15 protein-coding genes are annotated in these 12,347 nt (G+C 38.5%); 9 read left to right on the forward strand and 6 right to left on the reverse strand.

All coding sequences use genetic code 11. From position 1 onward, the window contains the following. The first annotated feature begins 36 nt into the window (after window positions 1-36). The 9 genes from JFU20_RS16795 to JFU20_RS16835 all read left to right on the forward strand — a co-directional run bounded on the left by JFU20_RS16795 (window position 37) and on the right by JFU20_RS16835 (window position 8,052). Window positions 37-543, forward strand: a complete 507-nt coding sequence (locus tag JFU20_RS16795; protein WP_002129892.1) for an acyltransferase — start codon at window positions 37-39, stop codon at window positions 541-543. 145 nt (window positions 544-688) lie between these two features. Next, window positions 689-2,200: a tetratricopeptide repeat protein gene (locus tag JFU20_RS16800; RefSeq protein WP_201038775.1), complete on the forward strand. Its 1,512-nt coding sequence runs from the start codon at window positions 689-691 to the stop codon at window positions 2,198-2,200. An 84-nt stretch (window positions 2,201-2,284) separates the two neighbouring features. After that, window positions 2,285-3,241, forward strand: a complete 957-nt coding sequence (gene trxB, locus JFU20_RS16805; RefSeq protein ID WP_002089563.1) for a thioredoxin-disulfide reductase — start codon at window positions 2,285-2,287, stop codon at window positions 3,239-3,241. A 160-nt stretch (window positions 3,242-3,401) separates the two neighbouring features. Continuing rightward, on the forward strand, window positions 3,402-4,208 hold the full coding sequence (locus JFU20_RS16810) for a DUF368 domain-containing protein (RefSeq protein WP_002016085.1): 807 nt from the start codon (window positions 3,402-3,404) through the stop codon (window positions 4,206-4,208). A 215-nt stretch (window positions 4,209-4,423) separates the two neighbouring features. After that, window positions 4,424-4,882 (forward strand): NUDIX hydrolase, encoded by a 459-nt coding sequence (locus JFU20_RS16815; protein ID WP_001190080.1) that lies wholly within the window; start codon window positions 4,424-4,426, stop codon window positions 4,880-4,882. A gap of 20 nt (window positions 4,883-4,902) precedes the next feature. Further along, window positions 4,903-5,784, forward strand: a complete 882-nt coding sequence (gene rapZ, locus JFU20_RS16820) for an RNase adapter RapZ (RefSeq protein ID WP_002016084.1) — start codon at window positions 4,903-4,905, stop codon at window positions 5,782-5,784. Window positions 5,785-5,787: 3 nt separating this feature from the next. Then, window positions 5,788-6,741, forward strand: coding sequence for a gluconeogenesis factor YvcK family protein (locus tag JFU20_RS16825; protein ID WP_002016083.1), 954 nt, complete (start codon window positions 5,788-5,790; stop codon window positions 6,739-6,741). An 88-nt stretch (window positions 6,742-6,829) separates the two neighbouring features. Continuing rightward, window positions 6,830-7,780 (forward strand): DNA-binding protein WhiA, encoded by a 951-nt coding sequence (whiA, locus tag JFU20_RS16830; protein WP_002016082.1) that lies wholly within the window; start codon window positions 6,830-6,832, stop codon window positions 7,778-7,780. A gap of 23 nt (window positions 7,781-7,803) precedes the next feature. After that, the gene (locus JFU20_RS16835; protein ID WP_002016081.1) at window positions 7,804-8,052 is read left to right on the forward strand and encodes an HPr family phosphocarrier protein; all 249 of its coding nucleotides are present in this window, start codon (window positions 7,804-7,806) and stop codon (window positions 8,050-8,052) included. Window positions 8,053-8,577: 525 nt separating this feature from the next. Here the strand turns inward: JFU20_RS16835 and clpP are convergent. The 6 genes from clpP to spoVAC all read right to left on the reverse strand — a co-directional run bounded on the left by clpP (window position 8,578) and on the right by spoVAC (window position 12,346). After that, complete coding sequence (gene clpP, locus JFU20_RS16840) at window positions 8,578-9,159, reverse strand: ATP-dependent Clp endopeptidase proteolytic subunit ClpP (RefSeq protein ID WP_001049163.1); 582 nt, start codon at window positions 9,157-9,159, stop codon at window positions 8,578-8,580. A gap of 240 nt (window positions 9,160-9,399) precedes the next feature. Next, window positions 9,400-10,269, reverse strand: coding sequence for a DUF421 domain-containing protein (locus tag JFU20_RS16845; RefSeq protein WP_002016080.1), 870 nt, complete (start codon window positions 10,267-10,269; stop codon window positions 9,400-9,402). A 20-nt stretch (window positions 10,270-10,289) separates the two neighbouring features. Further along, on the reverse strand, window positions 10,290-10,496 hold the full coding sequence (locus tag JFU20_RS16850) for a DUF1657 domain-containing protein (RefSeq protein ID WP_002034728.1): 207 nt from the start codon (window positions 10,494-10,496) through the stop codon (window positions 10,290-10,292). Window positions 10,497-10,505: 9 nt separating this feature from the next. Continuing rightward, window positions 10,506-10,856, reverse strand: coding sequence for a stage V sporulation protein AE (gene spoVAE, locus JFU20_RS16855; protein WP_000575919.1), 351 nt, complete (start codon window positions 10,854-10,856; stop codon window positions 10,506-10,508). Beyond that, window positions 10,853-11,869, reverse strand: a complete 1,017-nt coding sequence (gene spoVAD, locus JFU20_RS16860; RefSeq protein WP_000938981.1) for a stage V sporulation protein AD — start codon at window positions 11,867-11,869, stop codon at window positions 10,853-10,855. The genes spoVAE and spoVAD overlap by 4 nt, the downstream gene beginning before the upstream one ends. Next, window positions 11,870-12,346 (reverse strand): stage V sporulation protein AC, encoded by a 477-nt coding sequence (gene spoVAC / locus JFU20_RS16865; RefSeq protein ID WP_000095410.1) that lies wholly within the window; start codon window positions 12,344-12,346, stop codon window positions 11,870-11,872. It lies immediately after the preceding gene. Window position 12,347: the final 1 nt, after the last annotated feature.

The raw sequence follows: 12,347 nt of genomic DNA on the forward strand, positions 1-12,347 counted from the left end.
AAAGTGTCACTTTATATAAGTAGAGGAGAGAGTTCAGTGCGACGGACAACGCGCTATCCTGTTTCAGGAGAAAATTCATTGTGGAATGTGTATAAAACAGTTTCTTTTTGGAAGGTGATGAAAAACTTTATTATCATCCAAATCGCACGTTACACGCCATTTTTATCCGTAAAGAATTGGTTATATCGCACGTTTTTACGGATGGAAGTAGGAAAGAAAACGTCGTTTGCACTTATGGTAATGCCAGATATTATGTTTCCAGAAAAGATTACTGTGGGAGAAAATTCAATTATCGGCTATAATACAACGCTTTTAGCGCATGAATATTTAATTCGTGAGTATCGACTCGGAGAAATCGTCATAGGGAATGAAGTTATGATTGGAGCGAATACGACAATTTTACCAGGTGTGACAATTGGAGATGGAGCTATCGTTTCTGCAGGCACACTTGTCCATAAAGATGTACCAGGCGGCGCTTTCGTAGGCGGAAATCCGATGCGTATTATTTATACGAAAGAGGAAATGGCCACTAGAGAAGGTTGATGTTAAAAATGTAACATTTCCCTTCTCTTTTTATGAATAAAAAGGAAATAATTGATTATAATATACTGTTTTGTTTTTTACGGAATCGTTTATACTTATAGATAGAAGAATGTGTGAACGAAGAAAACAAAAAACTGGAGGATATATGGGGAAAAATCAAAGAATATATAAGGAGAACGGACAAGTTATCTCTTTTAATCAGTTAGCGGACTTCTTTTATAAAAAAGGGATGAGGGCTTATAAAGGGCAAAAATTGCAAGATGCAATTAAATATTTTCGAAGAGCAGCACAAAGCGAGAAGGAGCCGTTTATTTTATGCCAACTAGCAATAGCATTATCTGAATCTGGTGAATATCAAGAGTCGAATCAGATATTTCTAAAGCTTGTTAGATCCAATCCTGAACTTGAGCAATGCTATTATTTTATTTCAAATAATTATGCATATATGGGCTTGTTTCAACAGGCGAAGAAGTATGCAGAGCGATATTTAGAAGTTGCGGAAGAGAAGGAATTTGTAGAAGATACATTAGAATTGCTTGAGATTATGGAAGAAGATGCAATGGGTGCGGAAGAGATTGAGGATGAAGATGAGCTAATTGTTATGCAAGAAGAAGCGAACCGCTACATTCGTAACGGACAATTAGAAGAGGCGATTGCTACACTAGAAGTTGTTACGAAAGAATATCCAGAATTTTGGTCAGGACATAATAATTTAGCGATTGCACATTTTCAATCAGGTAATGTAGATCAAGCGCTTAAGCTAACAGAAATGATTTTAGAGAAAAATCCTGGTAATATGCATGCGCTTTGTAATACGCTTATTTTTCTATATTCAATTGGAGAGCATAAGCAAGTAGAGTCATTAGCGGGGCAGTTAGGTTCGCTATATCCAATTTCATTTGAGCATCGTTTGAAACTTGGAACAACGCTTGCAACAATTAGTCATTTTGAACCTGCATATAAATGGTTCAAAGTATTAAAGCGTCAAGGGTACGAAGGAGACGTCAGTTTTTATTACTGGTTTGCATACTCTGCGTATATGGTGAAGGAACAGCAAGTAGCTGAAAAAATGTGGCAACATGTTGTAGAATTGCATCCTGATAAAAAAGGAAAAGAACCGTGGAATGCACTGAATTTAGCAGATGAAGGACAAAATCTTTTATTTGAAGAGTTACGAAAATCATTTCAGCAAAGTACGACGCTAGAAGAGAAAATGCTAGCTTTATATTTAATGAATGAATTGTCAACACCAGAGAAGGTTGGATTCTTCTTTGATGTAACGCAAGCGAAAAATGGTGTTCCAATCGTATCGCAACTTGCAAAATATTTCTTTTTACTTAATAGTCATAAAAGCATCCCAGCTGATTTACAGCAATTTGAAAAGTGCGTACGAATCGCGGATGCATTATACAATTATACGAAAAAAGACGATGAATTAATCGAGGAGTGTTTGAATTTTTGGTTTTGTACGTTCATACGTTTATATACATCTGGAGCGACTTTTACAAATGTGTACGGTTGGTCAGCGGCAATTGAATACATTGTGCGCGGCGAACAAAGAAATAAGATGACACAGGCAGAGCTTGGTGATGTATATAATGTATCTGTAGCGACTGTACGAAAGTATGTGCAGGCTGTTAAGCGCACGCACACGTAGGGTAGGCAAATCATTGGGAAAAAAATGATGCTAACAGTATAATGAGGGTAACTTAATGTGTATGAATGAATGGGAGTGAATAGTGTGTCAGAAGAAAAAATTTATGATGTCATTATTATTGGTGCAGGACCAGCTGGTATGACAGCTGCGGTATATACATCTCGTGCGAATTTAAGCACACTGATGCTTGAGCGTGGTATTCCAGGTGGACAAATGGCAAATACAGAAGATGTAGAGAACTATCCAGGTTATGAGTCTATTTTAGGACCAGACTTATCAAATAAAATGTTTGAGCATGCGAAGAAATTTGGTGCTGAATATGCATACGGTGATGTGAAAGCAATCATCGATGGTAAAGAGTACAAAACAATTATTGCTGGTAAAAAAGAATATAAAGCACGTGCAATTATCGTTGCAAGCGGTGCAGAGTATAAAAAAATTGGTGTGCCAGGTGAAACAGAACTTGGCGGCCGCGGTGTATCATATTGTGCAGTATGTGATGGTGCATTCTTTAAAGGGAAAGAACTTGTTGTTATTGGCGGCGGAGATTCTGCTGTGGAAGAGGGTGTGTTCTTAACACGCTTCGCATCAAAAGTAACGATCGTTCACCGTCGTGACACTCTTCGTGCACAGAAAATTTTACAAGATCGTGCTTTCCAAAATGAGAAAGTAGATTTCATTTGGAATCACACTATAAAAGAAATTAACGATGCAAATGGTAAAGTAGGAAGCGTAACACTTGTAGATGTAAACAGCGGAGAAGAACAAGAAGTTAAAACTGACGGCGTTTTCATATACATCGGTATGTTACCATTATCAAAACCGTTTGTTGAGCTAGGTATTACAAATGAAAATGGTTATGTTGAAACGAACGAGCGTATGGAAACGAAAGTTCCTGGTATTTTCGCAGCTGGTGATGTTCGTGAAAAAATGCTTCGTCAAATTGTAACGGCAACAGGCGATGGTAGTATTGCAGCGCAGAGTGCACAGCATTATATAGAAGAGTTAGTAGAGGAACTAAAGACTGTAACAGAAAAATAAGGTTATTTTTCCTTTTGAGAAGAAAGCTACCGATAGGTGGCTTTCTTTTTTTGTCCAAATGTCAAACTATTGTCAAAAACAATTAAGAATATAATGATTCTTATTGTTATACTAGAATTTACGGGAAAAATCATTATAAGAAATGAGGAATTTATTCAGTATGGAATGGCGTAATATATATCGTGGATTTTGTATGGGCGTTAGTGATTTAATTCCTGGTGTGAGCGGCGGAACAATCGCTGTTGTGTTGGGAATTTATGAACAATTGCTCGCAGCAATTAGCGGATTTTTTAGTCGTGAATGGAAAAAACATTTAGCGTTTTTAATCCCACTTGCAGCTGGTGTAGCGGCAGCTTTTCTAACGTTAAGTCACGTTATTAAATATTTATTAGCAAATCATTATGAACCGACTCAATTTTTCTTTCTCGGTTTAATTATTAGTATATTACCGATGTTAATGAGAGAAGCTGATGCAAAGGCAACGTTTAAAGGTAGTCATATTGCCCTGTTAATAATTGCAGCAATTCTTGTTGCAATAACAGCATTCTTTAAACCAGATAAGGCAGCTGATCCGATTACGACGTTAACAATTTTAAATGCAATTGGTTTATTTTTCGCAGGATGGATGGCTAGTATGGCAATGCTTCTTCCTGGAATTAGTGGATCGTTTATTTTATTAATTATTGGTGTGTATCCGACAGCAATTAACGCTTTAACTACACTCAATTTACCGTTAATCGTGGTTATCGGTGCCGGCGTGATGGCTGGATTTGTTGTAAGTAGTAAAGGAATTAGTTATTTGTTAGATCGTTATAAAAGTATGACATTTGCGGCAATCATTGGGCTCGTTATCGGGTCGATTGTCATTGTGTTCCCTGGCATTCCGACTGGTGGAATTTCAATTGTAAGTTCAATTATTACTTTTATTTTAGGATTTGCGGTTGTTACTTATTTCGGTAAGAAATAAGTGTTTTAATCCCCTTAACGATAAAAATCGTTAAGGGGATTTTTATGTGCTATTCATGGGAAGTAAGGTATTTTGATTGCTTGTTATAGAACGAATTTTTACAATTGCTTAGCGAAAGGGGACTGGCACCTTCGTTGTAGCAAACTGTTTTTGATAGTATAATGAAATGAGTATGCAGTGAGAAATTTTGCTGCAAGTAGCTGAGGTGAAGAAACATGCAAAGAGTGACAAACTGTGTGTTAATTAGAGATAATGAAGTACTCTTACTCCAAAAACCTCGCCGGAATTGGTGGGTTGCACCGGGCGGGAAAATGGAGCGTGGTGAGACAGTAAGAGATTCCGTTGTTCGCGAGTATCGTGAAGAAACAGGTATTTATTTAAAGAATCCAGCATTAAAAGGGGTCTTCACTTTTGTCATCCAAGAAGGTGATAAAGTTGTTTCTGAATGGATGATGTTCTCCTTTTTAGCAACAGATTTTGCAGGAGAAAACAAATTAGAGAGCGAAGAAGGCATCATTGGTTGGCATACATTTGATAAAATTGATGATTTAGCAATGGCACCAGGAGATTATCACATTATTGATTATTTAATTAAAGGGAATGGTATAATCTACGGTACATTTGTATATACCCCAGATTTTGAGTTGCTTTCATATCGATTAGATCCGAGTTAAACCTGCAAGGAGAGGATACGATGACAGAGAATAATGATATAAAAATGGTAATTATTACAGGGATGTCTGGAGCTGGAAAGACGGTAGCGTTACAAAGTTTTGAAGATTTAGGATATTTTTGTGTAGATAATTTACCACCGATGTTATTGCCGAAGTTTATTGAACTTATGGCAGATTCAAAAGGTAAAATGAATAAAGTGGCACTCGGTATTGATTTACGTGGCCGAGAGTTTTTTGAATATTTATGGGGAGCGCTTGATGATTTATCAGAACGTACATGGATTATTCCTCATATTTTATTTTTAGATGCGAAAGATAGCACACTTGTAACTCGTTATAAAGAAACGAGACGTTCGCATCCACTTGCGCCAACTGGCTTGCCGTTAAAGGGAATTGAAGCTGAGCGTGGTCTCTTAACTGATATGAAGGCACGAGCGAATATTGTGCTTGATACATCTGATTTGAAACCGAAAGAATTACGAGAAAAAATTGTTCACTTATTCTCAACAGAAACTGAGCAAGCATTTCGTGTAAATGTTATGTCATTTGGATTTAAGTACGGAATTCCAATTGATGCTGATTTAGTATTTGATGTTCGTTTTTTACCAAATCCATATTATATTCCACATATGAAGCCATTAACAGGACTGGATGAAGAAGTTTCGTCGTATGTGTTGAAATTTAATGAAACACATAAGTTTTTAGAGAAATTGACGGATCTTATCACTTTCATGCTGCCTCATTATAAAAGAGAGGGTAAGAGTCAACTTGTAATTGCGATTGGATGTACAGGTGGGCAACATCGTTCTGTTACGCTTACAGAGTACCTTGGGAAACATTTGAAACCAGAGTATAGCGTTCATGTATCTCATCGTGATGTGGAGAAGAGAAAGGGCCATTAAGGGATGAAAAAAGAGAGAAAACCTAAAATTGTTATCATGGGAGGTGGAACTGGACTTTCTGTTTTATTAAGGGGATTAAAACAATATCCTGTTGATATTACAGCAGTTGTAACAGTAGCCGACGATGGAGGCAGTTCAGGTAGACTACGTGATGAGCTAGAAATTCCACCTCCAGGTGATATTCGTAACGTACTTGTTGCGTTATCGGATGTAGAACCATTAGTGGAAGCTTTATTTCAGCACCGTTTTACAACTGGAGACGGACTGAAAGGGCATGCGTTAGGGAATTTACTATTGGCAGGTATGACTTCGATTACAGGAGACTTTTACCACGCGATTACGGAAACGAGTAAAGTATTAAATGTCAGAGGACGTGTATTACCAGCAGCGAATCAAAGTGCGGTACTTCATGCAGAATTAGAAGATGGAGAAATTGTAACAGGTGAATCAAAGATTCCTCATTTCGGGAAGAAGATTAATCGTGTCTTTTTAACTCCAGAAGATGTAGAACCGTTATGTGAAACGTTGACGGAAATTAAACGAGCTGATTTGCTTGTTTTCGGTCCAGGAAGTCTGTACACAAGTATATTACCGAATTTAGTCGTTAACAAAATTGGAGACGCTGTTCTTGCTGCAAAAGCGAAGAAGGTATATGTATGTAATGTTATGACGCAAGCGGGCGAAACGAAGGGTTATACTGCGTTTGATCATGTGCAGGCGTTACATGATCATTTAGGTAAACCATTTATCGACACTGCGATTGTAAATAATCGTGATATTCCTCGTGAATTACGTAAGTTATATGAGGAAGAGATGTCGGAACCAGTGGCACTGGATACAAATCGTTTTGCTGAACATAATATCGAAATCATCCAAGATCGATTAGCGAAATATGATGATCGTGTTGTAAGACATGATACATTAAAGTTAGCTTCTATTTTATATTCATTGTTATAAATGTGCGTTGCCTCATTTGAGGTAACGCTCCTCATTCATATAGGACAAGATTTTTGTTCCAAAGTAATAGTATAAGGAGGTGTTGACTGTGTCATTTGCATCAGAAACAAAGAAAGAGTTGACCAACCTTGAAATGAAGGAATGCTGCGAGAAATCAGAATTATCGGCGTTGCTTCGAATGAACGGATCGCTTTCTTTTTCAAACCGTCGCCTATCTATCGATATTCAAACGGAAAATGCAGCAATTGCAAGAAGGATTTATACGCTTTTGAAAAAAGGATATGATGTGACGGTAGAATTACTTGTTCGTAAAAAAATGCGATTGAAGAAAAATAATGTATATATCGTGCGGCTTGTTGAGAAGTCTCGCGAAATATTAGCAGATCTTCACATTGTTCGAGATGACTTTTCGTTTATTCGAAATATATCGCAGGAATTAATCGAAAAGAAATGTTGTAAACGATCGTATTTACGCGGTGCATTTTTAGCAGGTGGTTCAGTAAATAACCCAGAAACATCATCTTATCATTTAGAGATCTTTTCGTTATATAAGGAACATAATGATTCTATATGTGAACTGATGAACGGATTTGATTTAAATAGTAAGACGTTGGAAAGAAGAAAAGGGTACATTACGTATTTGAAAGAAGCTGAAAAAATTACAGAGTTTTTAAATATTATAGGTGCTCATAATGCACTTTTAAGATTTGAAGATATTCGAATTGTTCGCGATATGCGTAATTCAGTAAATCGTTTAGTTAACTGCGAAACAGCTAATTTAAATAAAACAATTGGTGCAGCGCTAAGGCAAATTGAGAACATCCGCTATATTGATGAGACGGTTGGGCTTGATATTTTGCCAGATAAATTAAGAGAAATTGCACAGTTACGAAGAGATTATCAAGATGTAACATTGAAAGAGTTAGGTGAGATGGTATCCGGGGGGAAAATTAGTAAATCGGGTATTAATCATCGTTTGCGTAAAATCGATGAAATTGCAGAGAAATTACGCGCGGGGGAAACAGTAGCAAAAAAATAAAAGGTTAAAGGGGAAATGGAGCTGTGGTTCAAAAACTGGTTAAAGTAGCATTAAAAAACGGCTTACAAGCACGTCCGGCTGCGTTGTTTGTACAAGAGGCAAATCGCTTTCATGCGGATATCTTCATCGAGAAAGATGGAAAGACAGTGAATGCAAAGAGCATAATGGGGATTATGAGCTTAGCAATCGGAACTGGTAGCATGATTACAATCACAACAGAAGGTTCAGATGCAGAAGAGGCTTTGGAAGCATTAACTGCATATGTACAATAAAGGGTTATCGCGAATGTGCGATAGCTTTTTTTATTTTTCTGTTTGTGGGGTGCGTGGTTGGTGCGGTAACGAATGATCGGTGGGTATATAGCTGGTTCGCACTTGTCGGAAATTGTCGGTAAGTCGATAAGTTGTGTCGAAACGCCGATATAATTTGAGTTGTGGTCGATAAAATTGAAAAATCACCGATATATTGGATTAGATACTAGGTGGGGTATGTGATACCCTTGTACATAATAAAAAAAGCGCCCTGTAATAGGGCGCTTCCGCTTTTAGATGTATCCAGCTCCAGCGGCTAGAATCTCCGGTCGTTTCGCCCCTTCATTCGAGGCAAAAAGCGCCTCGGAATCAGGGGCTTAGGCGCCCTGCGATTCTGAACGAGCCACTTCCGCTTTAAATTCTATCCAGCTCCGGCGGCTAGAACAGTCGGTCGTTTCACCCCTTCATTCGAGGCAAAAGGCGCCTCGGAATCAGGGGTTCCAACTTCCTCCTGTTCTAAACGAGCCGCCTCCGCTTTTAAGTGTATTAACGATTTGTAAAGATCTTATCGATTAAGCCGTATTCTAGAGCTCTTTCTGCTGTCATGAAGTTGTCGCGGTCTGTGTCGCGTTGTAGAACTTCAAGTGGTTGACCTGTGCGGTCAGCAAGAATTTGGTTTAATTTTTCACGTAAGAATAGGATACGTTTTGCAGCGATTTCGATTTCAGTCGCTTGACCTTGTGCTCCGCCAAGTGGTTGGTGAATCATAACTTCACTGTTTGGAAGTGCGTAACGTTTTCCTTTTTCACCTGCTGCAAGTAAGAATGCACCCATAGATGCAGCCATACCGATACAGATTGTTGATACTTGTGGTTTAATAAACTGCATTGTATCGTAAATTGCCATACCAGCTGTGATAGAACCACCAGGGCTGTTGATGTAAATGTGAATATCTTTTTCTGGATCTTGAGATTCCAAGAATAAAAGCTGGGAAACGATTGAGTTTGCTACATTGTCATCAATTGCGCTACCAAGCATAATGATGCGATCCTTTAATAGTCGAGAGTAAATATCGTAAGCGCGTTCTCCACGATTTGTTTGTTCAATTACTGTAGGAATTAAATTCATCTGTTATTTCCTCCTTTAAAAGCTTTCTTAGTCTTATAATACAATTATGGTCAATGAAGGTCAAACGAAACCACTTTAAATCAAAAAATATGTAGTTGTATCATGATTTATTCGCTATGTTTTTAAAATTCCCTGCTTATGTATCTTCAACATCATAACCGAATTACATAAATTTAAACGTGATTAATGGTGTGGGAAAGGCAAAAGAACGCCTTTTGTATAGAAGCGTTCTTTCATTTTTTATTCTTTTAACAAATAGGTTACTTTATTTAAGATTTTCTCGATTTGTTTTGCGTTTTTACTATACATATCACTCGCTGATTTTGATTTCGTTTCTAAAGAGAATAATTCAAGATCAGCATTGCATTTCTTTAAGGATGCCAATAGTAAAGGCTTGTTTTGAGGAGAAGGCATTTGGAGTTTATCATTATAGATGTCGATAGTAAGTTGTCCGTATGAATCAACTTGACCAAGAAAGACATTTTCAATGACAACACCGAGTTTTTCTAGCTCAGAATGTAACCAAGCGCGATTATGCCCGCTAGCAGAAAGAGGTTCATCTAGTACATTTCCATCCATAATAACAGTTTGCGGTTCTTTTTCGTTTGGCACTTTTAAGCTGATATCTTTTGCTGTAAGTGGTTGGCGATCTTTCTTTAATAATACATTTAATTCACCGCTCGGTTCTAGTACAGCAAATTCAACATCAGCTACGCTGAACGCATTTTTTCCTCTGAGAAGCTCAAGTAATTCATCACTTGTATACTTTTCTTTCTTTAAATTATCTTCAAGTATTTTGCCATCTTTTATTAATACGGTAGATTTTCCTTCAAAAAAATCTCGAGCTGTTTTGTTCTTTAAAGAGAGGATTCCAGTGAAAAAAGGTACCACAGCGAAAATGAGTATCGCAAAGACGCCGTGGAAAAATTTTGAATCAAGCCCTGTAGATACTTGGGCAGCGATGTCACCGATTGTCATTCCGGCTATGTATTCAAAAAAGGAGAGCTGAGAGATTTGTCTTTTTCCTAACCATTTCGTAATAGCGAATAAAATAATTAATATGAATACAGAGCGAAGAATGACAAGTGTCCATTCCGGCAGGTGAGACATAGTCATTTCCTCCAGTCTACTTAAAACCCTTTATATTGAGGTTCTTCACGTTCTAATACTGAAACTCTATTCTGTAAATCGGTGATGATGCTGTCCATTTCTAACATACATTCATGAAATACACGTTTTGATTCCGCGTCCTGTGAATTTAGTGAAAGGGAGCTTAAACTTGCTTGAGCGCCCCTTACACTGGCAAGGCAGGTTTTAACGCTAGCGATAACTGTCATACGAACACCTTATCCTTTCGGTTTGAATAGCAATGCTCCAATGAAGCCGAAAATAATGGCAGCTGATACACCAGCACTCGTTACTTTAAACATGCCGGTAATAACGCCGACGATGCCATGTTTGGCTGCTTCCTCCATCGCGCCATGAACGAGGGCATTACCGAAACTTGTAATAGGTACAGTTGCCCCAGCGCCTGCAAAGTCGATTAATGGTTCATACAGATTGAATCCATCTAATATAGCTCCAGCAACAACGAGTGTTGCCATCGTATGAGCGGGGGTTAGTTTGCCGACATCAAACATAAGCTGTCCGATTACGCATATGAGTCCACCAATGACGAAAGCCCAGAAAAAAATCATTGCGTTGCACCTCCAAATTCAATCGAAACAGCGTGAGCGATACACGGAATCGTTTCTTCTTGTTGGAATGTAAGTGGAGATAGTAAAGCGCCTGTCGCAACGACAAGTATTTTCTTGAATTCTCCTCTTTTCATTCGGTTTAATAAATGTCCGTATACGACTGTTGCTGAACAGCCTGGACCACTTCCACCAGCTATGACAGGTTGACCTTCTCTATAAATGATGATTCCGCAATCTTGAAATTGCTCGCTCTTTACCTTTGTTCCATGTTTATGTAGTAGGTCGTAAGCGATTTCGCGACCGACATGTCCAAGGTCACCTGTTACGATTAAGTCGTAATAAGAGGCGTCAATTTGTCGTTCGCGTAAATGAGCTTCAATCGTATCGACAGCAGCTGGGGCCATCGCACCACCCATATTAAAAGGATCTGTTAGTCCCATATCAATAACTCGTCCAATGGTGGCCGATGTTACTTGTGGACCATATCCAGTGTCGCTTAAAATAGCCGCGCCTGCACCGGTCACTGTCCACTGAGCCGTAGGAGGTTTTTGACCACCATATTCAGTTGGATAGCGGAATTGTTTTTCTACCGCAGCGTTATGACTTGATGCCCCAGTTAATAAATACTTTGCACCTTTTGCATTTACGATACTTGCGCCGAGTGCTAAGCCTTCCATAGAGGTAGAACAGGCGCCGAATAAACCGAGATAAGGTGTTCCGAGTGTGCGGCATGCAAAGCTCGTTGGAGTTATTTGGTTAATTAAATCCCCTGCGAGTACGAATTGAATATCGTCTTTACGGAGCTTTGCCTTTTCGGTAGCGCGGCTACAAGCTTCTTCAAATAAAATTTTATGCGCCTTTTCGTAAGAATCTTGTCCGAGCCATAAATCTTCATGCAGGGTATCGAAGTCTTCAGGAATTTTTCCATTTGCCTCAAATGGGCCACCGACTACACCTGTTGAGATGATAACTGGTTTGTTTTCGAATACCCATGTTCGGTGTCCTTGTAACATTTACAGCCCTCCCCATTGAAAGAGAATCGTTTTAATAAGAGCGATGACAAAAGCTGAAAATACGCCAAATAAGATGACCGATCCTGCTAGTTTAAACATGTTACCACCAACGCCGAGAACGAACCCTTCTGTACGGTGTTCAATACACGCGGCAATAACAGAGTTACCAAATCCAGTAACGGGAACTGCGGTACCAGCACCAGCAAATTGTCCGAGGCGATCGTAGACGCCAAATCCCGTCAGTAGCATAGAAATAAAAATAAGAGTTGCAACAGTAGGGTTCCCGGCAGATCTTTCAGTGAAATCAAAGTACGTAATATAAAAGGTGGAAATCAGTTGGCCTATTAGACAAATGAATCCCCCGACGAAAAAAGCTTTTATACAATTTTTTAAAACGGGGCGCTTCGGTTCGCGCTGTTGTTCAAATTTTTTATATTCTTGTTGCACAGGTGTTAAATTTTTATCTTTACTAGACATT

It is taken from the genome of Bacillus sp. TH30, from assembly GCF_016650875.1.
Lineage (GTDB): Bacteria > Bacillota > Bacilli > Bacillales > Bacillaceae_G > Bacillus_A > Bacillus_A mycoides.